The following is a 21966-nucleotide window of genomic DNA, read 5'->3' on the forward strand; positions in this document are numbered from 1 at the left end:
TTCGCAAGCTATGCTATGGATGTTGATCAGAAAAGAAAACATTCGGGGAAGTGGCTCAAGAAACGATGATCATCTCTGTACGCACGGTGTTGGCTGCGGCAGTTCTGGCGGTCATGCAGTTCGGCACCTCGTGCAACGCGGAGACCATCCGCGTTGCAGCGCAGAAGACCGGAACGCTGGCCTGGGAACTGGCCGTTATTCGCTCCCATGGTCTCGACAAGAAGGCCAATCTGTCGATCGATGTCGTCGAGCTCGCCAGTCCCGAGGCCGGCAAGATCGCGCTGCGCTCCGGCTCGGCCGACGTGATGGTATCCGACTGGCCCTGGGTGTCGCGCGAACGCTCGCTCGGCGCCAAGCTCCAGTTCTATCCCTATTCGAGCGCGCTGGGCGCCGTGATGGTCCCGGCCGCCTCGCCGCTCAAGACGCTTGCCGACCTCAAGGGGCGCAAGCTCGCCGTTGCTGGCGGCGCGATCGACAAGAACTGGCTGCTGCTGCAGGCCGCATCGAAGCAGGACGGCGTCGACCTGAAATCGCAGGCGACCATCGTCTATGGCGCGCCGCCACTGCTCACCGCCAAGACCCTCGACGGCGAGATGGACGCGACGCTCAATTACTGGAATTTCTGCGCCGCGCTTGAAGCCAAGGGCTTCCGCCGGCTCGCCGGCATGGAAGAGATCCTGCAAAAGCTCGGCAGCAAGGGCCGCATCGCGATGATCGGCTACGTGTTCGACGAGGCCTGGGCCAACGCTAACAAGGATCTAGTGGCCCGCTTCATCGCCGTGACGCGTGCCGCGAAAGAGATTCTGGCGACCTCGGATGCCGAATGGGATGCGATTGCTCCGCTTACCGGTGCGCAGGATGCAGCGACGCTGCACGCATATCGCGACCGCTACCGCGAGGGTATCCCGCGCCGTCCGATCGCCGACGAAGAGGCGGATGCACGCCTGCTCTACCGGGTGCTGGCGCAGCTCGGCGGCCGCGATCTCGTCGGCACTGCGACCGAGCTCGATCCAGGCACGTTCTATCAAGCGATCCCGGGAGACTAGCGGTGCTGCGCCTCCTGTCATTCGTGCTGTTCATCGCGACTTGGTGGATGGCCTCGCTGTTGATCGGCGATGCCAAGCTGCCGGCGCCGCCGGCGGTGCTATCTGTCCTTGCCGCCGAAGCGCGATCGGGTGCGCTGTTCGTCAATCTCGGCGCAACGCTGGCGCGTGTCGCGCTGGCCTTCACCCTCGCCATGGCGCTCGGTTCGGCGATCGGCTATCTGATGGGCCGCGTGTCACTTGCCAATCGCCTTGGCGACCCCTGGCTGATCTTGCTGCTCAACCTGCCGGCGTTGGTCGTCATCGTGCTGGCCTATATCTGGGCCGGGCTTACCGAGGTCGCCGCGATCACGGCCATCGCCATCAACAAGCTACCGACTGCCGTCGTCACCCTGCGCGAGGGTGCCCGTGCGCTCGACCCCGCCCTCGACGAGATGGCAACGGCGTTTGCTTTGCCGCGCGGCCGCGCCTTCCGGCATGTGGTCCTGCCGCAGCTTGCGCCCTACATTGCGGCCGCTGCGCGCTCCGGGCTGTCGCTGGTCTGGAAGATCGTGCTGGTCGCCGAATATCTCGGCCGCCCCAACGGCGTCGGGTTCGAGATCGGGGTCGCCTTCCAGCTGTTCGACATCCCGTTGCTGCTCGCCTACTCGCTGAGCTTTGCCGGTGTCGTGCTCGTCATCGAGACCTTGCTGGTGCAGCCGTTTGAAACCAGGCTAACGCGGTGGCGGCTCCGTGCAGCTTGAGGTCAATATCACAGGCAAGAGCTTTGCGAGCGCGGCCGGAAAGCGGCACGACGTGCTCGACAACATCACCTTCACATTGAATGCCGGCGAGGTTGGCGTGCTGTTCGGACCGTCGGGCTGCGGCAAGAGCACCCTGCTGCGGATTCTCGCCGGGCTCGACGGCAACTACCAGGGCCATGTCGCACGCTCCCCCGGCATGCGCCTCGGCATGGTGTTCCAGGAGCCGCGGCTGTTGCCCTGGCGCACCGTGGAGGAGAACGTGCGACTCGCCGCACCGCATGTCGACGACGGCACGCTGTCGGCGCTGTTCGAGGTGCTCGAATTGAGCGTGCACAGCAACCACTTTCCCGGTGAGCTGTCGCTCGGCCTCGCCCGCCGCGTCGCGCTCGCCCGCGCCTTCGCCATCGAGCCGGATTTCCTCATCCTCGACGAGCCGTTGGCCTCGCTTGACAAGGCACTTGCGGGGCGTTTACGCGACCAGGTCGCCACGCTGGTAGCCAGCCGGAAGATGATGACGCTGCTGGTCACCCACGACCTCGACGACGCGGTCCGGCTCGGCGACCGCCTGTTCTTCCTGTCGCCGCGACCTGCCCGAATCCTTCACGTCGAAACCATCGCCACGCCGCGCGTGACGCGCAGCGAGCCAGAGATCGACGAAATCAAGCGGCGGCTCTCACAGTTGGACCTTGCAAATATGTGAGACGCCGTCATCCTTGGACGAAAGCGTAAGGGAGAGATTGGATGGCGCGTGCGTTGATTGCCGTTGGTGTTGCGTTGCTTGTCCTGCCGGCAACAGCGCTCGCCCAAAGCAAGGGCAAAGGCATCCGGCTATGGAATCTGACCAGCGCCACTATTTCGAGCTTCGAGCTGTCGCCGGCGGGCAAGAACGAGTGGGGTCCAAACCAGACGCTCAACGACAAGGACAAGGAAGTCGACCACGACGAACGCTTGCGTATCACCGGCGTCGAGCCCGGTCGCTACGATGCCAAGATCGGCTACAGCGGCGGCAGGCAGTGCTTCGTTCGTGACATCGAGATCAAGGCCGATGCCGTGTTTTCAGTGTCCGACAAGGATCTGAAGGACTGCAACAAATAGCAGCTAGCCCGCCGGCGGTCTGCCGTCCGCGCCGGCGCGATCGTTGGTGTGCGGATATTCGCAACGCCATCGCACCGCGGTCCATTTCGGATGTTCGCCGACCCATTGCGCGATGTAAGGCGGCGCGGCCATGGCGCATTGCTGGAGCGAACCGTTCCAGTTGAACACCAGATGCTGCTCCTCGCAGGTGGCGGGCGACAGCACGGCACAAACAGTGACGATCAGATCAATCGGGTTCATGCGCGATCCCTAAGCGTGCTCACGAAATAGATAGCACGACGGAATACGTAATCAGCCAGGTCAGGGTTTCACAGGCCCGTGACAAGGCCTGGGAACCCGGCTCTAGAAATTCAGACCGTACACCAGCCGCGCCTGGTGACGCTCGAAATTGACCAGATCGAGGGCGGCATTGCTGCCGGCCCGCTGCCCCCAGGCCTGGACGCTCCAGGTCGCGGTCAGGCGCGAGCGCTCCGAGAGCTGGAAATAGGCGGTGGGACCGATGAACAGCGCCTGCCCGGACAGTTCATCGAGGCCAATCCCCTCGTACTTCCTGAAATAGCGCGCTTCGCCACCGATCAGGATATCCGGCCTCACCTTGGCCATCAGCCCAAACGCGACGCCAATCGTGGCATCCTGCTCTGCAGTGCCGGTGCGCGGCATCCGCGTCCATTCCGGCTCATAGCTGACGTTGAGGGCCGCCACTGCAAAATTCGGGATCACCTCGCGGTCGAACGCCACCGTGAGTTGGGTGCCGTAGCTGCGGACGGCCGCAGCCGTCGTTTCGTCGACGCGACCGGCGCGTGTCTCCAACGCCACCGTCATGCCGAAGGGCGCCGCCTCGCGATCGAGGAAGCGATAGCGAAAATCGACCGAGACGCTCTGCCACGACAGCTGGCGGCGATCATCAATACCCGGGACGCAGTTGATATCGTACGCGCTGAACGACGTGCCGAGCTCGACACGAAAATTCGGCGCCGGAACGAGTTCGAGCTCCATTTCCTGATTGAGCGCGCGATACCGGCCGCCGTCCTTGGCAAAGCGCCCGGTGCTCTGGCTCTGGAATTCCCGCTCGCCGACGTCGCCCACATCGGACCCGATCATGAAGCCGAAGATGTGCTCGGTATCAAAGCCCTCGGCGTAGGCGCCGAGCGGCAGCACCGCTGCGACGCCGGCAATTGCCGCGCACAGCACGCCCACCCAACGCCCTCGCTTGCTTTCGAAACTCATCGTCCCCGGACCACCGCCTCAAGCCGCACTGTAGGACAAAGCAGGACGGCCCGCCAATCGCGCAGGTGGTCTCGATTTCAACGTGTTGTGGGAAGGATCTGCGGGAAATTGTAGCGGCGGCGTCGCGGCCGCGAAAGACGCCTGCCGCGGCTCGATGCAGCAAGCTGCACGAGCCGGGCAGGCTGTCTCGCGTTACTTGTCTCGGATTACTTGCGCGCTGCGCAGGCGTACATGTTGATTTCCATGCCGACCGGCACTTCGACGATCTTCGGTGTTTTCCAGGCCATTTCCTTCTCCCAAGTATAGTTAGGCGCAAGCGTCGCGCCGCGCGGCAAGCTAGGGCTGGCTGTTCCAGGGCGCAAGCCGGCCGGGTAAGGACCCGACTTCGCTGCTGGGCATGCCGAAACGGACGACGGCTCGCTGACGTCCGCCCGGCTTTGAAACGGCTGGGAAACCCCGACGCTGATCTGTCAGGCATTTTCCGGCTGCCGGGCGGCGACGCACCGATAAGCAAACCCGATTGCGCCGGCCGAGTCTTGCCCAAGAGCGAAATCGCAACTTTTTTGTTATGCGCGAGATCCGGCATCAATAGGCGGAATCCGCCCGACACAATTCGCAGGCACGGACCTATTTGAGCAGACGCAGCAGCGCCCGGCCGGCGCGCGACTTCAACTCCTTCGCATCCAGCGTCCCGTCATTGTCGGGATCGGCGGCTTTGAACCGCTGCTCGACGACCGCGAGATACTCGTCGAGCGTCAGGGTGCCGTCGTGATCCGGATCCGCCTTCGCCAGTTCTTTCGCGGTCAGCCGTCCACGCAATTCGCGGATGTCGAGCGTGCCATCATGATCGGGATCGAGCTTCGCGAACAGATCGGCGGCGGCCTTCTTGGCCTCGGCAAGGTCGACCGTGCCGTCATTGTCGGGATCGAGCATCTTGAGCGCGCTGCCACCACCCGATGCGGCGAGAGCGGGACCCGACAGCACGGCAACAGCCAAGGTCAAAGCAAGCGATCGGCGCGAAATCATCATTGGTCTCCCTTGAGTGCCGCTCCGGCAAGGATACGGAGCGCGCCCTGCGATAGAAGCTACCATAGCAGCTTCGACGAGGCTTCCTACAGCCAGAGCAACCAGCGAGACCTGTCGGGTTTCGGGTGGAAAGAAACTGCTTCGCGGATCATCTGTGACGTTCGGCGAATGCCATTGCACCGGAACGAGCGAGGTGACCCATGAGCGATATTTGCAGGACCACGTTGGGCTGCCTCATTGCGCTCGGTCTGACGGCACCTGCGTCCGCGCAGAACAGGGCCCCTGCCCCATCGGCAGAGGCTGTCCAACAGCGCACGCTCACCGGCAAGGAGCGGCTCGGACGCAAATGGACCGACGAGCAGCGCATCGACAATTGCAATGTGCCGCCGGACAAGCGAGGCACCAAGCCACGTCCGAGCGCCTGTCCGCATGCGCCGTCGAGCTGACCGAACCGTTCGCGCTGCGGCATAGCGGCGAGTCACACGTGGCGTTGTGTATTCCATGCCACGGTAAGCTACGGGCGCATCAGCAAAAACCTGAAGCTTTCGACCGGCCTCCAGAGACTGACTGGGGTTCGTTCACGTTTTCGTATTGACCCGTTTTGGTTTCGGGGGGATGGTTCCGTGCGCAACGTCAGGAATAGGCGTGCGGGAAAAGGTTCATTGGGAGGATATGATGAGACGCATTGCGCTGGCCGCAAGCCTCGTGATTCTTGCATCTTATGGTGCAAGCGCTCAGACCAACGAGCAGTTGGTCAAGGGTGCGACTGATACATCGAACGTTCTCAATTACGGAATGGGCTACAATCTTCAGCGCTTCTCGACGCTGAACCAGATCAACAAGGACACTGTCAAGAATCTGGTCCCGGTCTGGAATTACAGCTTGAACGACGACCGCAGCGAGGAATCGCAGCCGCTCGTCTACCAAGGCGTCCTTTACGTCACCACCCACAATGCCACGATGGCGATCGACGCCAAGACCGGCAAGCAGATCTGGAAGACCAAGGTCGAGTATCCCGCCGAGACGCCGCGTATCGTCTGCTGCGGCATCATCAATCGCGGCGCGGCTCTGTATGACGGCAAGCTGTTCCGCACCACCCTCGACGCCAATGTGATCGCGCTCGATGCCAAGACCGGCAAGGAGTTGTGGCGCGAAAAGGCTGCGGACATCAAGGAAGGCTACTCGATGACGGTGGCACCGCTGGTCGCCGACGGCGTCGTGATCACCGGCATCTCCGGCGCCGAATTCGGCACCCGCGGCTTCATCGACGGCTGGGATCCGGCGACCGGCAAACGCCTCTGGCGTACCTACTCGATCCCGACTCCGGACGAGCCCGGTGGCGACACCTGGAAGGGCGACACCTGGAAGCTGGGCGGCGGATCGACCTGGATTACCGGCTCCTATGATGCTGAACTGAACACCGTGTATTGGGGTATCGGCAATCCCGGACCGTTCAACTCTGCGGTGCGTCCGGGCGACAACCTCTATACCTGCTCGGTGCTCGCGCTCGATCCGAAGACCGGCAAGATCAAGTGGCACTACCAGTTCTCGCCGAACAATCCGTTCGACTATGACTCGGTGGCCGAGATGGTGCTCGCCGACGTGAATGTCGAGGGCAAGCCGACCAAGGTGCTGATGGATGCCAACCGCAACGGCTTCTTCTACGTGCTCGACCGCACCAACGGGAAGCTGCTCGCGGCCAATCCTTATGTGAACGTCAACTGGGCCACCGGAGTAGACCTGAAGACCGGCCGGCCGATCGAGACCGACGTCGCCAAGGACGCACGTGACGGCAAGAAGGTCACGGTCTACCCGTCGATCCTCGGCGGCAAGAACTGGGAGCCGATGTCGTTCAATCCACAGACCGGCCTCGCCTACGCCAACACGCTCGCCTTCGGGGGCCGCTACAAGTCCGAGCCGGTGACGTTCAAGCAGGGCGAGTGGTATCTCGGCATGGACCTCACCGATCCCTGGGAATGGGGCACCGGACCGCGCGGCCATCTCAAGGCGATCGATCCGATGACCGGCAAGGCGAAGTGGGAAGCGCCGAGCGATATTCCGCGCTTCTCCGGCGTGCTCTCCACCGCCGGCGGCGTGGTGTTCTCCGGTCAGCTGACCGGCGAATTCGAGGCGTTCGACGCCGACACCGGCAAGAAGCTCTGGCAGTTCCAGACCGGCTCCGGCATCGAAGGACAACCCGTGACCTGGCAGCAGGACGGCGTGCAGTATGTCGCCGTCACCTCGGGCTATGGCGGCGTCTATTCGCTGTTCTCGGGCGACGAGCGGCTTGCCAAGGTCCCACCCGGCGGCTCGCTGTGGGTTTTCGCGGTCAAGAACTGAGCGCGGAGCACACGTGACTGAAAGAGTAACCCTGTTGACGGCGGCGATCTTCGCCGCCGTCGCGGCGGCCTTGATCACGTTGATCCCGGCAGCCGCACAGCAAGCCAGTGCAATCGACCTTCAGGGTCAGGCCGACCAGGGCAAGGTCACCTACGCCAAGAACTGCTCGCATTGCCATGGGCCCAACATGGTCAACTCCGGCACCATCACGCCGGACCTGCGCGCGTTTCCCGACGATAGGACGCGCTTTGTGACCACCGTGAAGCAAGGCAAGAACGGCAAGATGCCGCCCTGGGCCGACATCCTGAGCGAGCAGGAGATCGCCGACGTCTGGGCCTTCCTGGCGAGCCGGAGGCCCCAATGAGAGCGCCGCTGGCGGGTGCCGCGACAGCCTTGCTGCTCGCCATGACGGCGGCAGCACATGCTGCTGCCGGGGAGTCGCTCAAAGTATGCCTCGACGAGGATCTGCCGCCGTTGTCGGCGCATCATCGCGGCAAGCCGGATGCCGGTTTCGACGTCGCACTCGCGCAAGTGATCGCCGAGCGGCTCGGACGGCCGCTCAAGATCCAGTGGTTCGAGAGCAAGCTCGACGAGGATTCGAGCCCCGCTCTGGAGGCCAATGCGTTGCTGTCGGACGGGCGATGCTCGCTGGTCGGCGGCTATGCCCTCACCACGGACTCGCTGAAGGCGCCGGGTGTCGCAACGGCCAAGCTACCGGACTTCGATGGCGCCACCCGCGACGATCGCCGCCGGCGGATTCCGATCGGGGTGCTGGCGCCAAGCCAGCCCTACATCTATTCGCCGATGACCGTGGTGCTCGGCCCCAAGGCCAAGGACCGGGTCAAGGACCGCAAGATCTCCGATATCGGCGATCTCGCCGGCCTTCGCCTGACGATCGAAAGCGGCACGCTGGGCGATGCCATCCTGATGACCTTCGACAAGGGAAAGCTGATCGAAGACATCACCCACCTCGTTCCGGGGCGCAGCGACCTGCTGGGAGAGCTCGAGCGCGGGGAATTCGACGCCACGCTGCTCGACCTGCGCCGGTTCGACGCCTACCACGCTGATCATCCCGACACCAAGATCACCGCCTCCGGCTATTACTATCCGATCGGCGCCAACCGCGGTTACGTCGCTCTCGAGACCGACAAGGCGCTGCTGGAGGCCGTCAACAAGGTGCTGTCCGACCTGCAAGCCAAAGGCACCATCGCCGAGCTTGGCAAGGCAGCGGGCCTCACCTGGCTTCCGCCGCGCGAGCCGATCATTCTCGGCGATGTTTGGCTGAAGATCCTGAACCGATGAGCCGCTCGCCGCGGGCCTGCTATTTCAGATAATTGGCCAGATTCATGCTCTGGATCTTGGCGATCGCCGAATAGGACGCCGTCAGCTGCGCCTGATAGGTCGAAAGCTGCGCCGTCACCGCCGCGACGTCGATGCTGGTGAGATTGGTCGACAGGGTCTTGGCGAAATTCTGGTAGTCGCTCTGGTTCGTGCTGGCGGTCTCGATCTGCGACGCAGAGGTCGAAAGCTTTGCCTGCACCGTTGACGTTGCGTCCAATGCATTGCTGGCGAGATCGAGCGCCTGCGAGATATCGCTCGACGACAAATTCGTGCTGTTGCTGACGTATTTCAACAGCCGCATGACCTGCTCGAAGGCAGGATTATCGGCGGTGACGCCATAGGAAACCGACTGGCTGTCCGAAACGCGCACCGACGCGATCTCGCTGTCACCCTTGTAGTAGCCGGTGTCTGATGTCGTCAGCGAGCCCGTGCCGGTGTCATAGCTCGACATATCCACAGGCGCAGCGTCGGTGCGGGCGCCGCTGAATACGTATTCGCCGTCATACTGGGTGTTGAGCAGCCCCTGCATCTGCGAGATCGCCTGCTGCGCATAGTTGATCACCGATGCCGTCGCCGTGCTGCTGCCGGTCGTGGCGGCGCTGAGCTGGGTCCGAAGCTGCGTGATGATATCGGTCACCGAGCCGACCGCCGAATACATCGCCTGCACCTTGTTGTCGGCGAGATTGCTGGCGTCGATATAGGACTGGGCGCGCGTCACCGAGACCTGCAAATTGATCACGCGCCCGGCGCCTGAGCCGTAGCCGCCGAAATCCTCGGATTGCAGCCCGGAGGACTCCTGCACCTGCTCATTGGCCATCACCGACTGCACGCGCAGCGCGCTTGATATCATCTGCTCCGATTGCGCGAAGGTCGCAACACGCATCATCATGACGAGGCCCTCACACTCAGGCTGCGCTCATTGCGGTCATCAGCGCCGAGAACATGGAATTAATGGCCGTAATGATCTGGGATGCGGCAGCGTATTTGTTCTGCAACGCACTCAGATTCGCGCTCTCTTGGTCAATGTTGACACCGGACTGCGACGACAGCGAGCTCGCATACGTCGACTGCGCGGCTTGCTTGGATGTGTAGGTTGCCGACGCCTGGCTCGCCTTGCCGGCGACGTTGGCAACGATCGCTGCCGCATAATCGGTGAAAGAGCCGGTGGTGGCGCCCAGCCCACCCGCCATGGCGAAGTTGGTCGACCCCGTCAGCGCGATCGAGAGCGCATTCACCACCGTCGCCGAGCCCGACGACAGCACCGAGTTTCCGACAGTCAGGGTGGACGACGCATCGAGCGTCGCCGTCGGCAGTGTCGCCGTGCCACTCAGGATGTCGCTGCGCACAGCGATGTTGGAGGCGCTGGTCCCCGTGATCAGGTCGTTGAGTCCGAAATACTGGGAAAATCCCTCACCGCCGACCGAACTCGTCATCTGGTTGATGGCGATGCCATTGCCCGACCCGGTCGCCGAGATCGACAAATGTCCGTTGGCATCGACCGATGCCGATACGCCGGGGATGGTGTTGATCTTGGCGGCAAGAGCCCCCACCGTGGAATACGCCGATAGATCGATATCCTGATACGATACGAGATTGCCGCTCTTGTCGGCGACTGCGATACGCACCGTGCCGGTGCCCGCGAACGATGTCGAGTTGCTGACAGTCGCCGTGCCGGTCAGGCTCGTCGGCGGCGGCACCGATGTGCCCTGGTTCGAGACCGCATTCACGCTCGAGGCCAACTGCTGGGCAAGCTCGTCGAGCTGCGACTGCGCGGCCGGCAAGGTCTGGTCGCGCAGGGCAATCAGGGCGCTGACCTTGCCGGAGGAGATCTGCGAGGTGATGTCGACCCCGTTGGCGGTGATGCCGCTGAAGCCGCTCGTCGCCGATCCCGCGGTATACGTCGTCGACGCCGTGACGCTGGGCGCCGCTGTATAGCTCAGCGGATGCGCTGTGCTATCGACCAGCGCCTGCCCCGAGCCGGTATAGACCTGCAAGTCACCGCTCGACGTCGTGAAATAGCTCACATTCATTTGCGACGCGAGGTCCTGCAGCGCGCTGTTGCGTTGATCCTCGAGATCGGCGGTCGACTGGCCTGCGGCCGCCTCCTGTTTGATCTGCTTGTTGAGATCGGAGATCTGCTGCAGGTCGGAATTGATGTCGGTGACCGACGACGCAATGTCCTGGTCGGCGTTGGAGCGCAGCTTCTGGATGCCGCTCGAGGTCTGCTGCAGCTGATTGGTGACCGCCGCAAGCGCGCTGACGGCGTTCGATTGCAGCGAAGCGCTGCTCGGCGTGCTGGCAAGCGAGGACAACGCCGACTCGAACGCCGCGATCGTGTTGGCCAGCGAAGTGCCCGTCGTAGAACTGTCGCCGCTCGACGTGCTGCCGTAGAGCTGCTGGAGTTCGGTCAGATAATTGTTGTTGGTGTCGGCGGCGCCGAGATCGGAATCGGCGCCCACCAGCGACTTCAGGAGCAGCTTGTCGACCGCGCTGGTGATCCCCGAGATCGTGACGCCGGTGCCGACGCCGCTGGTGACGCTGCTGCTCTGGTTGGCGGTCTTCTCGGTGTAGCCCTTGGTGTCGGCATTGGAGATATTGGCCGAGGCGACGCTGATCTGCACCTGCGTGGCTGACAGCCCGCTGAATGCGATGCTTCGTGCGATATCGAGCGACGACACGGCCAACTCCCTCCGGCGACGGTCCGATCAGGCCCGCACGTTGGTGCCATAGGACATCGCGGATGTGACGCGACGGCCGCCGGCCCCATAAGGCGATACATTGGCGATCTGCTCGCGGATCGCCTGCATGATCGCCTCGATCCTGCGGTTGCTGGCATCGATCGCCGCGCGGAGCCGCATCACGTTCTCGTCCATCGCGACCCGAAGCTTCAGGATCCGGTCCATCAGCTGCTCGCGCAGTGCGCGATCCTGGACGTTGAGATTGGCGGCCTTGCCGACGGCCTCCGCCACACACTGCTCGAACAGCGTCGCGAGGCGGTTCTTCTCGTCGACTTGCTTCAGCCGAGAGGCCGGCAGGCCCTTGGCGAGCTCGACGTTCTCCTCGTTCACGATCTCGATCAGATTGTCGATCAGTGCGATCAACGACCTGGCGCGCTCGTCATTGCCCGCGGGATTGATCTTGATGTTGCGTTCCGGTGTCATGTCATCGCTCCCGTTCAAGCTAGTGTCCGCGACGCAGGGCGCGAACCGACTGTGCGCTGCGCCCATACGCGGTGATTGCCGTTACCCGGACCGAGGCCCGGTTGAGTTCCTGGTCGAGCCGTGCGCATTCGCGCATCAGCCGGTCCCGCAGCGTTTCGACGTCGTCGAGCAACGCAGTGAGCTGCGCCCGATCGTCCGGCCGAACCGAGGCAGCCCTCGCCTTCAGCCGCTGAAGCCTGACCAGCAGGCGGTCATTCTTCTTTTCCGTCATCATCGCGACACCGCCGAAATCAGCGTATCGAACATCTTGTTGACGGTAGTGATCACCTGTGACGCCGCCGAATAGGCTTGCTGCGCCGAGATCATGTTGGAGAACTGCCCGCTGGTGTCGGTGGTGCTCGATTCCAGCTCGCTGCCGTAGATCGTGCCGGCACCGTTGGCCCCCGAGGTCTGCAGCGTGGCGTTGCCGGAGGCTGCCGTCGCGGAGTACAAGCCGTCGCTGGCCGCGCTCAATCCGTTGGGCTCGCTGAAAGTCGCGACCGCGATCTTGTAGATCGCGATCGTCTGCCCGTTGGAGTAGGTTGCGTCGACCACGCCGCCCTTGCCGATCGCGATGCTGCTCAGCTTGCCGTAAGGCAGGCCGTCCGAGGTGATGCTGGTGAGATCGACGGAGGGCGTGGTCTGCCCCGACGAATATTGCGTCAGGCCGTCGGTCTTGCCGGCCGTACCGAGATTGAGCGTGATGGCCGTACCATTGGCGGTAGAGCTATCGGCCGCGCCGTCCTTCCAGCCGGTCACCGAGATGGTCGGCGGACTCGGCACCGTTGAGGCGAGCGAGCCGTCGGGATTGAAGGTGATTGCCACCGTATCGGTGATCGCGTTGGCGCTCGCCGTGCTGGAGTCCGACGCGAGCTTCGGCTGCTCGAAGCTGGCCTGCCAGGCATTGTCGGCGGTCTTTTTCCAATCGATCTGGATCGTGCTCGCCGTACCAAGCGAGTCGTAGACCGTCATCGAGCTGTTGAACGTCGCGCCGATCGCAGCATCGGCCGGCAGGTTCGCCGCGACGGTGGTCTTGGTGGTGGCGCTGCCGCTGGTCGAGGCCACCTGCGTGTTGATCGGCCCAAGGCTCGCGGCCGACGCATTGCCGAGGATGTTGCCTTGCGCGTCGGTCCGCCAGCCCTCGAGGTAGTTGCCGTTGTTGACGAGATAGCCCGAGTTGTCGGTGGTGAACGCACCGTTGCGCGTATAGGAGGTGGTGCCGCCGGTCGTCGCATTGGTGGTGACGAAGAAGCCGCTGCCCTGGATCGCAACGTCGGTGGCGTTGGTGGTCGCGGCCAGCAATCCCTGCTGGCTGATGTTGGCGCGGCCGGACACGTTGACGCCGCCGGACGTGTACGAGGTGGCGCTGTTCGACGCCGTCACAAGATCTTCGAACATCGCCGACGTGGTCTTGTAGCCCGTGGTATCGGCGTTCGAGATGTTGTCGGAAATCATTGCCAGCGACTGGCTCTGCGAATTGAGCGCCGAGATCGCCGAGGAAAGTGCACCAGTAAGACTCATGATAATACTCCGGAAGCAATCAGGACGTGACGCCGATGATGTTGGCGGCGCTGACGGGGACACCGTTCACGAGCAGCGAAGGTGTCGAGCCGGACGCATCGATCCCGGTCACCGTTCCAGTCATCGTGGTGTAGCTGAGCAGCGAGTTTCCGGCGGAGTCGGTCGCGGTCACCTGGATGGTGTACTGGCCGCCATTGCTGAGCTGGGTGCCGTTCGTGGTCTGGCCGTTCCAGGTGAAAGTGTTCGAGCCGGCGGTTCCGGTCCCCTTGCCGCTCCACACCGTGTTGCCCGAGGAATCCTGGATCGCGATCGCGACGTTGGAAGCGGCCGAAGTGAGCGAGTAGCCGAAGGTCGCCGAGCCGTTGGTCAGCTCCGCCGTGTTGGTCTTCGCCTCGACGGTGTGGCCGATATAGTTGACCGAGTTGAGCGTCACGAGGCTCGAGAACGAGCTCGCCAGCGACGTCATGCTGGCGTTGGTCGACTGCTGCTCGGTGAAGTTCGCGTAAGAGGTGAGCTGATTGATGAAGTCGGTCGTGCTGGTGGCGTTCAGCGGATCCTGGTTTTGCAGTTCGCTGACGAGCAGGTTGAGGAAATCGGTCGAGCTCATCCCCATCGACGCGCTGGTTGACGAACTCGACGACGAGCTCGAGGCGGCGGAGGCTGCAGCAGAGGTTGCCGAGGAAACGGTCATGACAAGGCTCTCTTCGTCGCGGGCTAGGCGACGGAACGCGGTGAAACATTGGGATCGTGAAGTCGTTCGCAGATAGAACGGATGACGCGGCGATTTCAGGCGCGGATTCATCCGCCCGGAATCACTTGATTAATCGGCAGAATTTGCCGATCGGCCGCGGCCCCGCAGCACGCAAACGCGCCCGCCGCGGAAGGGCGCGTTGCGTTGCAAAAGAATGCGGAGGGCTTAGAGCGAGAGGCTGATTGGCAGATCCGGCTCGTCGAGCATCAATGCCGGCGGCGCCAGCGCGGGCAGCAGGCAGAGGGCCAGCAACAGCGCAGGCAGCACCTTGCCTTGCTGTGCGGACTCGCCTTGAGCCTGCGCATCGTTCGGCTGCTCCTCGGGTGCGGCCGGCTCCGAGGCCGGCTCTTGGGGCAGTTCCTGCTGGGGCAGTTTCGCCGCAGCGGTCACGATGCGGTCGAGAAGGCCCTTGGGTGCGCGGACCGGCGGCGCCGTGAGCGCCCGGCGTACCGCGCTCGCCTCCTCATAGAGCGTCCGCGCCTCGACCGAGGATGCGAGCAGCTGGACGGCGGCAAGACGTTGATCATCGGGCCAGCGGGACAGATCCTCCCCCAGCCGGTCGATCAGGTCTTCGAATGTCGCAACGTCCATCCCGCGCACAGATCCAGCCTCGTCGCCAAGGCTGTCATAAAGCATTCGCGGGACGGCGGAAATCAATTTCCGCCGCCGTAGCGTCAGGTCCAGCATGGTGCTCACCGAGCGGCCTTTTTCCCGACAGGACGCCCGCCCGAGCGCCTTGCCCGTTCCCGGCGAAACGGAGTTCGCCGGCCGATTCGCCCGCTCAGCGGCCGGCGGCTGATTCGAGCGTCTTGTCGAGCGTCCTGGCCTTGGCGGCCTTGCCGGCGGTCGCCTCGACGAACTTCCAGGCGTCGCGGAGTTCCGTCAGGCTGGCAATGATGCGCCGGAAATTCTCCCTGGCGTGCGGCCGACCGTAGGAGCGGAGGCACGCCATGATCAGGGCGTTGTAGGTCCGGAACAGGCGATCGGCCATCGCGCCACCGCGGGTGACGTCGAGATGGTGGCTCAATCCGCGCAGGATCGCGGTCGCCCGCGTCAGATAGGTGTGCCCTTCCTCGAAGCGCTTCGCCTCGTGCGCATCCAGCGCCTTCTGCAGCAACGTGATGGCGCCGTCGCACAGCATCACCACCGCCTTCAGCGGTGGGACCGCCACCGCGGCGGAACGATAGGCGTTGTTGGCGAGGTAGGCCGTAGCATTCTGTGTCATTATTTACTCGATGATGCGTTCAGGAGGGCACTCAGGTAGCCCAGCGTGCTGTTCGCGCTTTCGATGGCGGCCTGATAATTGGCGTATTGAAGCTGCAGCTGCGCCTTGAACGTCGCCGCATTGCTCTGGATGTCGCTGACCTGGGACTGCAGATCGGTATCGCGCGACTGCAGGTTGGTGATCATGGTCTGTAGCTGACCGCTGGTCCCGGAGTTGGTTTGCGCGAGCTGATAGAGTTGTGCCGCAAGCCCGGACGATGACGTCACGGTGATTGATTGCGAGGTCGAGCCGGTGTAGGTGAATGCCATGCCGGCGTAGATCGTGCCCGAATTGCCGATGATGGTGTTGCCGACCACCGAAAAGCCGGAACTGTCGCCGCCGACCGAGGCACCAGTCAGCGTGCCGGTCGAATCCACCGTCACATCGAGCGTGAACGATTGCGGCGACGTGCCGGTGTTGACGACGTTGAGCTGGCTGGACGAGGTCGTCGTCTGCGCGGAGAGCAGCTTGGTGACGCCGGCCAGATTTTGCGTCAGCACGGTCGACAGCGTACCGGTATCGAGCTGCAGCTCATTGTTCTGGTTGAACGACAGGCCGAGGTCGGCCATCGTCATGCCGCCGACGGAGCCGCTGAGCACCTGCTGAAGCTGGGTCATGATATCGCGCATCGTGCTGTCGCCGAACAGCACCGCGCTCGATGCGGCGGTGCCGTCGGAATTCTGCGCGGACTGCGCGATCACCTGGTCGCGAAACGCGTTGTAGTTGGTCACGAAGGTCTGCAGCGCTGACGTGATCTGGCTGGTGTCGGTCGAGATGCTGATGTTCAGGCTGGTGCCGCTCGGCGTCGGCTGCAGCAAATCGAACGTGACGCCCGAGAGCACGTCTGAAATATCGTTGGTGTTGCGGGTGAGCGCGATGCCGTCGAGGGTGAATTCCGCGGATTGCGCCTTCTGCAAGACGTCGGTGAACGCCCCCGAAGTGTCGGTGACGCCGAGCTTATTCAGGATGTCGTCGCCGGATGTCGATGAATAGGTGATGTTTGCAGCGTCCTGGGTCCCCGTCAGCACCATCTCATAGGACCCGCCCGACACCTGGACGATGGAGGCCTGGACATTGGTCGCCGAGGTCTGGGCGTTGATGGTGTCGACGATATCCTGCATCGACATGCCGCTGGTGATCGAGATCGCCGTGCTGCTGCCGCCGGCGAGGCCCAGCGAAAACGTCCCGGAATAGCCGAGTGCGGTCGAACTGCTCGACTGCGAAGTGCCGATCACCTTCTGCGCTGTTGCGAGCTGCGTGATCTGTAGCGCGTGATCGCCCGTCGCCGAGCCGCTGTTGACGCTCATCGACAGCGCCGAGGAGGCACTGACGTCGCCGGTGGACGAAATCGTCGCCGAACGTGTGGCGAACGCGTTGGTGGCGATCGAGTTGATAATCGACGAGCTGAGCGACGACAGCCCGGTTGCCAGCGTCGACAGCTCGGTCTGCAGCGACTGGTAGGCGGTGACCTTGGCCTGGTTCGCGGTAATCTTGGTGGTGATCGTGGTCGCCGCCGTGAGTTTGGCGTTGACTTCGGCATCGATCAGGGCAGTCCAGTCGATACTGGCCGAATTGGTCGTGCCGGTCGTGGTCACCATGCTGGCAGAGCTGGCGGAACTCGACGATGTCGCGCCTGATGTGCCCGAGGTGGCGCTGCTAACCGTCATGTCGACACCTCCGCCGTCGTGAGAATCGGGCCGGCACGATACCGGCCCGATCTATCGTTCGAATTAGCCGAGCAGCTTGAGCAGGTACTGCGGCATCTGGTTGGCGGCGGTTTCCGCCGACACCGCGGCTTGGGTCTTCACTTCGGCCGACGACAGCGTCGCCTGCTCGGAAGCGATATCGACGTCCTTGATCGCCGAATTGGCGGACTGCAGGTTCTGGGTCTGAGTCGAGATCGAGTCGGCGCTGAAGTTGAAGCGCGATTCCTGGGCACCGATCTCTGCGCGGGCGGACGACACGGTGTCGATCGCGCTGTCGAGGGCCGACATCGCACTGGTGGCGCTGGACAGGCTGGAGACGTCGAGCGAGGTCACGCCGAGCGAGGATGCCGTCAGGCTGGTCAGGGTGATCGTGATGGTGTCGGCCGAGGTCGAGCCGACCAGCACCGAGACGCCGGAGGAGAACACGCTCGAACCGTCGAGCAGGCTCTGGCTGCTGTAGCGGGTGCCGGAGGCGATCGAGTCGATTTCGCCCTTGAGCTGCGTGAATTCCGAGTTGATGTAGGCGCGGCTGGAGTCAGCCACGGTGCCGGAGGCGGACTCCGAGGCCAACGACTTCATGCGGGCCAGGATGTCCGAGATGTTGGACGCGCCGCCGTCGGCGGTCTGCAGGATCGAGGTCGCCTGCGCCGCGTTGGTGGCAGCCTGCTGCAGCGTCGTGATGTCGGAGGAAATGCGGGTCGAGATCGCGAGGCCGGCCGCGTCGTCGGAAGCGGAAGTGATGCGCGAGCCGCTCGACAGCTTCGACAGCGCGCTGGTTTCCTGCTGCGAGTTGATGTTGAGGTAGCGGACCGCGGAGTTGGCGGCTGTGTTGGTGGAAATTGCGGGCATGATTAGCTCCTGTGCTGATGGGGCATGGCATGCCGCATCGTGAGAAAGTGAGGTGACGCGGATCCAGCCCCCGTCCGACCGATCAAACGGAGCGGCCGCCGGTGGTCAGGCGCGAAATCTTCAGAAGCCGAAATTTATGGTTAACAGTCGGTGAACGCACCGCGCAGGTCGCGCTCGTGCCGCTTGAGCAACTCGCGCAACTGTTGCCGCCCGCGCTTCAGCAGCGACTCGACCGCGGCCACGGTCGTATCCATCACCTCGGCGATCTCGCCGTTGCTCATGTTCTCGTGGTAGGAGAGGATCACCGCGACGCGCTGCTGCTCGGGCAGCCGCTGCATCGCGAGCTCCAGAAGATTGCCGATCTCGTTGCGCTCGATGACGGTAGAAGCGTCGAGCTGGGTGTCGGCGACCTCGGGCACGACATCGACATTCTCGGTGCGCGGCTTACGGCGCAGATCGATGCAGCGGTTGCTGACGACGCGATAAAGCCAGGTCGAGAACTTGGCGCGGCCATGTTGCCAGCGGCCGCGATGGGTCCAGACCTTCAGCATGGTGTCCTGCACCACGTCTTCAGCATCTGCGGCGTTGCCGACGATGCGCAGCGCGATCGCGTAGGCGCGATCGACATGGCGTTCGACGAGAGCACGAAACGCCGCCTCGTCGCCGGCGGCGAGGCGGTCGAGCAGCTCCTTGTCCTCGTCCTGGATCTCGACGGTGTCGAGTGGGCCTGCATCGGCAACGGTAGGGACGTTGCTCCAGGAAGCAGCCACTTCGACCGGCGCAGCCGCGGCCGCCGTGGCCTCCACCTCGACCGCTGCCATCACATCAAGCGCGTAACTCATCCGCCGCTCTCCAACCAACGCCGCAAGCACACATCGCATGCGGCTTCTGAGCGTTGAACGGAGGGGCCAGACAAACCAGGCGAACTTTTTTCGTTATTTTTCAAATTCTTAGCTGGATTGTTTTGCCGACCGCCCGGCAAAAGCTGCCGCTGCGCGGAGGCGCAGGGAAAAGTTCGACGGAATCTGGAGCAGTCGTTCAGCATCGCCTCGCATTCCCGCGGGAGAGTTCGTCGCGCCGGAAAGCGCTGTTGTCACATCAACTAACGCCACGCGAACACATGCATGCGCGGAGCATGCGAGTGATCCATCGCCGTTGGTCGCCATCTTGCATTCCACGGTTGCGACTAGGCAATTTTTTCCGAATCACCATTTCGACGTTATCGGATTTTTTGAATCTGTCAGTCGCGAAGCGCGCGTTTTCGAATCTCGCATCAACTTTTTTGAATCATCGCGCCTGATTTGTCTCACGCAGGCGTTCAACGCATGAGGACTGGCGGGAATCTTGCGCATGACGATCATGACGGTCGACGCAACGCGTCGAGCGCAGAATGTTTCTGCATGTTCATTCGATGTTTTCGATACATTTCTGCTGCGCGCCTGCACGACGCCAGATGGCGTATTTGAAAGGGTTTTTCAGCTTTCTCGCATTGCTGAAAAATTTCCGAACATGTCCGTCAGTTTCGTTCAGCATCGAATCCAGGCTGAAGCGCGCGCGCGCAAGCTCGTGCTGGAGCGGTGCGGCTCCACTGAAGTGCGCATCGCCGACATCTATAAGTACTTTCCGTTCAGGCTGTTCGGCCTGAGCCGCGATGCGTTGGACGATCTCGCGCAGATCGAATTCGACGCCGAGCTCGAGCTGTGCCGCGCCAATCCGGAAATGCTCGAGCAATATCTGGACATGAAGCGCGGCGGCTTTCGCACTGGCTTCATTTCCGACACCTACTGGAACAGCGACCAGCTCGCGCAGCTGCTGCGCTCCTGCAGCCCGGGACTGAGCTGGGATTTCCTCTACGCATCCTGCGATCACGGCTCTAGCAAGAGCGAAGCGCTGTTCGAGACCTATCTCGCCGAGCAGGGCATCGATGCGGCAAGCTCGTTCCATGTCGGCGACAATCACAACGCCGATATCAAGGGCGCCCGCCGTCACGGCATCCGACCGCGCTATTATCCGCAAGCCAGCGCGCCGCTGGCGTCGAGGTTTCAGCGCGAGACATCGATCTTCGAACTGCTGTGTCCCGATCAGCCGTCGCGGCTCGATGGCGGCGCGCGCACGCTGCGGCGCGCGGTGACGGCGCGCAGTGCTGAGCACTCTCCCGCCTTCAATCTCGGCGTGACCGTGCTCGGCCCGGTGATGGCGGCGTTCGACGCCTTCATCGAAGCGCGGCGCGCTGCGCTGGCGTGCGATGGCGCGCGCGTTGCGATCGGATTCCTCGGCCGCGACGGTCTGCTGCCGTATCGCGTCTGGCAGGCAAGCCATGGCGAGACCGGCGCCTATGTCGAGATCAATCGTCGTGTCAGCCTGGTCGGATCCGCCGATACGCTCGAACCTCTCAGCGAGTTGTTGAGCCGGGTCGTCAAGATCGACGCGGCCACCTTTGTCAATATCGTCAAGGTGCAGCCGCCGGCGGTGATGAAGTTCTTTGCGCAATATCCCGACGGCATTGCGAGCGGCCGTGAACTCGCCGACGCCCTGCCCGATCTGATGGATCCGCGCGAGATTACCGACATCGCGGCCGGCGTGCGCGCGCGCCTGCTCGCTTATCTTCGGGCGACGATCGCGGATTTCGACGGCTGCACCGACCTGATCCTCGTCGACCTCGGCTACTCCGCAAGCGTACAGAAGTCGCTGCGGCGCATCTTCGATCGCGAGGGCATTCGCATTCGCCTGCATGGCGCCTACCTGCTGACGCTTGATGATGCCTTCGACGACATCGCCGACAACGACACCGCAGAGGGCCTGATCTCGGATCGCATCGTCACGCCGCATGTCAAGCGCATGCTGATCCGCAACGTCGCGTTGCTGGAGCAGCTTTGCTGTTCCGATGAAGGATCGGCGCGGGACTACCGCGGCGGCGAGGTGTTACGCGAGGGCGATCAGCGCCCGGCCGCTCAGCTGGCGCTGGCCAACGAGGTGCAATCCGGAACGCTGGCCTATGCGTCGCGCGTCCGCGAGCTTGCGCCGCACTATGCATTGCAGCCCGACGCCGATCCCGTCGTTGCGGCACGCTGGGCCGCCGCCGTGCTCGGGCGCCTGCTGCTGCTGCCCGACGATGATGAACTCGTGCTGCTCGGCGGCATCAAGCATGACGTCAACCTCGGCACGCAGGCGCTCACGCCGCTGCTCGACGCCGGCTTCATCAATGATTGCATCGTCGCCCGCGGCCTCTTGACCGCCTGCACGGCGCCGGCGCCGCCGATGTGGCTGGCAGGCAGCTTTGCCGCGTTGTCGCCCTCGCACGCCTACCTCTACACACTGTTCGGCGCCAATCGCCTACCGGCGAACGTGTTCGGCGAGGCGCAATGCGGGACGCTGCAGGTCGGCCTGTTCGGGCCGGACGGCCAGGCGTCGCTGGAAGCCGTCAGCGTCTATCATACCGGGCTCGGCGACCTCCGCCTGCGGATTCCATTGTCGCGCCGCATGGCGGTTGCGACCATCGCGCTGCCGCTGGCAAAGCTCAGCCGCGCCGGGATGCTCCACGGCATCACGGTCCAGTACGGCGAGAGCGCGGCTAAGGCTGCGGAGAGTTCGAACGTGAAGGCGATCGCCGAGGGACGGCTGATCGATGCCGGCCTGGAGCGAAGCGGCCGTCAGTTCCGCGCCACCACCGGGGACGGCATGCTGCTGATCCCGGTCGACGGCTTCGAGGACGATGTTGCGATCTACACCGTCGCGCTGACCGCCCTCGACCATGACCGCATCCTGGCGGTCGAGGACCGCGACGGTAACGGAGTCCCCTCGGCCACACTGACCTGGCGCAACGCCAGCGCTGCGCAGACAGCCAACGGCAGCTGATTTGT

At 63.4% G+C, this 21966-nt stretch carries 24 protein-coding genes; 9 read left to right on the top strand and 15 right to left on the bottom strand.

Features of this window, described 5'->3' with window-relative positions:
• Positions 1–113: 113 nt before the first annotated feature.
• Genes AAFG13_RS13100 through AAFG13_RS13115 form a run of 4 tightly spaced genes read left to right on the top strand, consistent with a single transcriptional unit; the run spans position 114 to position 2881 of the window.
• Positions 114–1046 (top strand): ABC transporter substrate-binding protein, encoded by a 933-nt coding sequence (locus AAFG13_RS13100; RefSeq protein WP_342713329.1) that lies wholly within the window; start codon positions 114–116, stop codon positions 1044–1046.
• 2 nt (positions 1047–1048) lie between these two features.
• Positions 1049–1786, top strand: coding sequence for an ABC transporter permease subunit (locus tag AAFG13_RS13105; protein ID WP_342712252.1), 738 nt, complete (start codon positions 1049–1051; stop codon positions 1784–1786).
• A complete protein-coding gene (locus AAFG13_RS13110) occupies positions 1776–2486 on the top strand; it encodes an ATP-binding cassette domain-containing protein (RefSeq protein ID WP_342712253.1) in 711 nt (236 codons plus the stop codon). The genes AAFG13_RS13105 and AAFG13_RS13110 overlap by 11 nt, the downstream gene beginning before the upstream one ends.
• Positions 2487–2527: 41 nt before the next feature.
• Positions 2528–2881 carry a hypothetical protein gene (locus tag AAFG13_RS13115; protein WP_342712254.1) on the top strand — a complete coding sequence of 118 codons (354 nt, stop codon included), beginning with the start codon at positions 2528–2530 and terminating at the stop codon, positions 2879–2881.
• 3 nt (positions 2882–2884) lie between these two features.
• On the opposite strand, the gene AAFG13_RS13120 is transcribed toward AAFG13_RS13115, so the two are convergent.
• The 4 genes from AAFG13_RS13120 to AAFG13_RS13135 form a co-directional block, all read right to left on the bottom strand.
• Positions 2885–3121 carry a hypothetical protein gene (locus tag AAFG13_RS13120; protein WP_212310312.1) on the bottom strand — a complete coding sequence of 79 codons (237 nt, stop codon included), beginning with the start codon at positions 3119–3121 and terminating at the stop codon, positions 2885–2887.
• A 102-nt stretch (positions 3122–3223) separates the two neighbouring features.
• The gene (locus AAFG13_RS13125; protein WP_342713330.1) at positions 3224–4072 is read right to left on the bottom strand and encodes a hypothetical protein; all 849 of its coding nucleotides are present in this window, start codon (positions 4070–4072) and stop codon (positions 3224–3226) included.
• Positions 4073–4314: 242 nt separating this feature from the next.
• Positions 4315–4395: a pyrroloquinoline quinone precursor peptide PqqA gene (gene pqqA, locus AAFG13_RS13130; RefSeq protein ID WP_009031067.1), complete on the bottom strand. Its 81-nt coding sequence runs from the start codon at positions 4393–4395 to the stop codon at positions 4315–4317.
• 340 nt (positions 4396–4735) lie between these two features.
• Entirely contained in the window at positions 4736–5134 is a 399-nt protein-coding gene (locus AAFG13_RS13135) for an EF-hand domain-containing protein (RefSeq protein ID WP_342712255.1), read from the bottom strand.
• A 200-nt stretch (positions 5135–5334) separates the two neighbouring features.
• Here AAFG13_RS13135 and AAFG13_RS13140 point away from each other — a divergent pair, with 200 nt between their 5' ends.
• From AAFG13_RS13140 to AAFG13_RS13155, 4 genes are all read left to right on the top strand, one after another.
• The gene (locus AAFG13_RS13140; RefSeq protein WP_244549542.1) at positions 5335–5580 is read left to right on the top strand and encodes a hypothetical protein; all 246 of its coding nucleotides are present in this window, start codon (positions 5335–5337) and stop codon (positions 5578–5580) included.
• Between the two features lie 229 nt (positions 5581–5809).
• Positions 5810–7474, top strand: a complete 1665-nt coding sequence (locus tag AAFG13_RS13145; RefSeq protein ID WP_342712256.1) for a methanol/ethanol family PQQ-dependent dehydrogenase — start codon at positions 5810–5812, stop codon at positions 7472–7474.
• Between the two features lie 70 nt (positions 7475–7544).
• Positions 7545–7838, top strand: a complete 294-nt coding sequence (locus AAFG13_RS13150; RefSeq protein WP_342713331.1) for a cytochrome c — start codon at positions 7545–7547, stop codon at positions 7836–7838.
• A complete protein-coding gene (locus AAFG13_RS13155; RefSeq protein ID WP_342712257.1) occupies positions 7835–8776 on the top strand; it encodes a transporter substrate-binding domain-containing protein in 942 nt (313 codons plus the stop codon). Before AAFG13_RS13150 ends, AAFG13_RS13155 begins: the two co-directional genes overlap by 4 nt.
• Positions 8777–8795: 19 nt before the next feature.
• Here the strand turns inward: AAFG13_RS13155 and AAFG13_RS13160 are convergent, their stop codons facing one another.
• The 11 genes from AAFG13_RS13160 to AAFG13_RS13210 form a co-directional block, all read right to left on the bottom strand.
• Positions 8796–9704 carry a flagellin gene (locus AAFG13_RS13160; protein WP_342712258.1) on the bottom strand — a complete coding sequence of 303 codons (909 nt, stop codon included), beginning with the start codon at positions 9702–9704 and terminating at the stop codon, positions 8796–8798.
• A gap of 16 nt (positions 9705–9720) precedes the next feature.
• A complete protein-coding gene (flgK, locus tag AAFG13_RS13165; RefSeq protein ID WP_342712259.1) occupies positions 9721–11493 on the bottom strand; it encodes a flagellar hook-associated protein FlgK in 1773 nt (590 codons plus the stop codon).
• A gap of 27 nt (positions 11494–11520) precedes the next feature.
• Entirely contained in the window at positions 11521–11976 is a 456-nt protein-coding gene (locus AAFG13_RS13170) for a flagellar protein FlgN (protein WP_212310318.1), read from the bottom strand.
• A gap of 19 nt (positions 11977–11995) precedes the next feature.
• Positions 11996–12250, bottom strand: a complete 255-nt coding sequence (locus AAFG13_RS13175) for a hypothetical protein (protein ID WP_342712260.1) — start codon at positions 12248–12250, stop codon at positions 11996–11998.
• Positions 12247–13536 (bottom strand): flagellar hook protein FlgE, encoded by a 1290-nt coding sequence (gene flgE / locus AAFG13_RS13180; RefSeq protein ID WP_342712261.1) that lies wholly within the window; start codon positions 13534–13536, stop codon positions 12247–12249. The genes AAFG13_RS13175 and flgE overlap by 4 nt, the downstream gene beginning before the upstream one ends.
• Positions 13537–13555: 19 nt before the next feature.
• A complete protein-coding gene (locus tag AAFG13_RS13185; protein ID WP_097675462.1) occupies positions 13556–14227 on the bottom strand; it encodes a flagellar hook capping FlgD N-terminal domain-containing protein in 672 nt (223 codons plus the stop codon).
• Positions 14228–14452: 225 nt separating this feature from the next.
• Entirely contained in the window at positions 14453–14974 is a 522-nt protein-coding gene (locus AAFG13_RS13190) for a hypothetical protein (RefSeq protein ID WP_342712262.1), read from the bottom strand.
• Positions 14975–15068: 94 nt separating this feature from the next.
• Entirely contained in the window at positions 15069–15512 is a 444-nt protein-coding gene (locus tag AAFG13_RS13195) for a flagellar export chaperone FliS (protein ID WP_176529962.1), read from the bottom strand.
• Positions 15512–17218, bottom strand: coding sequence for a flagellar filament capping protein FliD (fliD, locus tag AAFG13_RS13200; RefSeq protein WP_342712263.1), 1707 nt, complete (start codon positions 17216–17218; stop codon positions 15512–15514). The genes AAFG13_RS13195 and fliD overlap by 1 nt, the downstream gene beginning before the upstream one ends.
• 63 nt (positions 17219–17281) lie before the next feature.
• Positions 17282–18106, bottom strand: coding sequence for a flagellin (locus AAFG13_RS13205; protein ID WP_029080085.1), 825 nt, complete (start codon positions 18104–18106; stop codon positions 17282–17284).
• 140 nt (positions 18107–18246) lie between these two features.
• Complete coding sequence (locus tag AAFG13_RS13210; RefSeq protein ID WP_342712264.1) at positions 18247–18948, bottom strand: RNA polymerase sigma factor; 702 nt, start codon at positions 18946–18948, stop codon at positions 18247–18249.
• A gap of 667 nt (positions 18949–19615) precedes the next feature.
• Here AAFG13_RS13210 and AAFG13_RS13215 point away from each other — a divergent pair.
• Complete coding sequence (locus AAFG13_RS13215; protein WP_342712265.1) at positions 19616–21961, top strand: hypothetical protein; 2346 nt, start codon at positions 19616–19618, stop codon at positions 21959–21961.
• Positions 21962–21966: the final 5 nt, after the last annotated feature.

Origin of the sequence: Bradyrhizobium sp. B124, assembly GCF_038967635.1 — a bacterium.
Taxonomy (GTDB): domain Bacteria; phylum Pseudomonadota; class Alphaproteobacteria; order Rhizobiales; family Xanthobacteraceae; genus Bradyrhizobium.

Coding starts and splice junctions, on each gene's coding strand:
- AAFG13_RS13145 (WP_342712256.1), top strand. CDS start 5,810: ATGAGACGCATTGCGCTGGCCGCAAGCCTCGTGATTCTTGCATCTTAT.
- AAFG13_RS13135 (WP_342712255.1), bottom strand. CDS start 5,134: ATGATTTCGCGCCGATCGCTTGCTTTGACCTTGGCTGTTGCCGTGCTG.
- AAFG13_RS13140 (WP_244549542.1), top strand. CDS start 5,335: ATGAGCGATATTTGCAGGACCACGTTGGGCTGCCTCATTGCGCTCGGT.
- AAFG13_RS13170 (WP_212310318.1), bottom strand. CDS start 11,976: ATGACACCGGAACGCAACATCAAGATCAATCCCGCGGGCAATGACGAG.
- AAFG13_RS13155 (WP_342712257.1), top strand. CDS start 7,835: ATGAGAGCGCCGCTGGCGGGTGCCGCGACAGCCTTGCTGCTCGCCATG.
- AAFG13_RS13205 (WP_029080085.1), bottom strand. CDS start 18,106: ATGCCCGCAATTTCCACCAACACAGCCGCCAACTCCGCGGTCCGCTAC.
- AAFG13_RS13115 (WP_342712254.1), top strand. CDS start 2,528: ATGGCGCGTGCGTTGATTGCCGTTGGTGTTGCGTTGCTTGTCCTGCCG.
- AAFG13_RS13185 (WP_097675462.1), bottom strand. CDS start 14,227: ATGACCGTTTCCTCGGCAACCTCTGCTGCAGCCTCCGCCGCCTCGAGC.
- fliD (WP_342712263.1), bottom strand. CDS start 17,218: ATGACGGTTAGCAGCGCCACCTCGGGCACATCAGGCGCGACATCGTCG.
- flgE (WP_342712261.1), bottom strand. CDS start 13,536: ATGAGTCTTACTGGTGCACTTTCCTCGGCGATCTCGGCGCTCAATTCG.
- AAFG13_RS13210 (WP_342712264.1), bottom strand. CDS start 18,948: ATGAGTTACGCGCTTGATGTGATGGCAGCGGTCGAGGTGGAGGCCACG.
- AAFG13_RS13190 (WP_342712262.1), bottom strand. CDS start 14,974: ATGCTGGACCTGACGCTACGGCGGCGGAAATTGATTTCCGCCGTCCCG.
- AAFG13_RS13100 (WP_342713329.1), top strand. CDS start 114: ATGCAGTTCGGCACCTCGTGCAACGCGGAGACCATCCGCGTTGCAGCG.
- AAFG13_RS13120 (WP_212310312.1), bottom strand. CDS start 3,121: ATGAACCCGATTGATCTGATCGTCACTGTTTGTGCCGTGCTGTCGCCC.
- AAFG13_RS13160 (WP_342712258.1), bottom strand. CDS start 9,704: ATGATGATGCGTGTTGCGACCTTCGCGCAATCGGAGCAGATGATATCA.
- AAFG13_RS13175 (WP_342712260.1), bottom strand. CDS start 12,250: ATGATGACGGAAAAGAAGAATGACCGCCTGCTGGTCAGGCTTCAGCGG.
- pqqA (WP_009031067.1), bottom strand. CDS start 4,395: ATGGCCTGGAAAACACCGAAGATCGTCGAAGTGCCGGTCGGCATGGAA.
- AAFG13_RS13195 (WP_176529962.1), bottom strand. CDS start 15,512: ATGACACAGAATGCTACGGCCTACCTCGCCAACAACGCCTATCGTTCC.
- AAFG13_RS13215 (WP_342712265.1), top strand. CDS start 19,616: ATGTCCGTCAGTTTCGTTCAGCATCGAATCCAGGCTGAAGCGCGCGCG.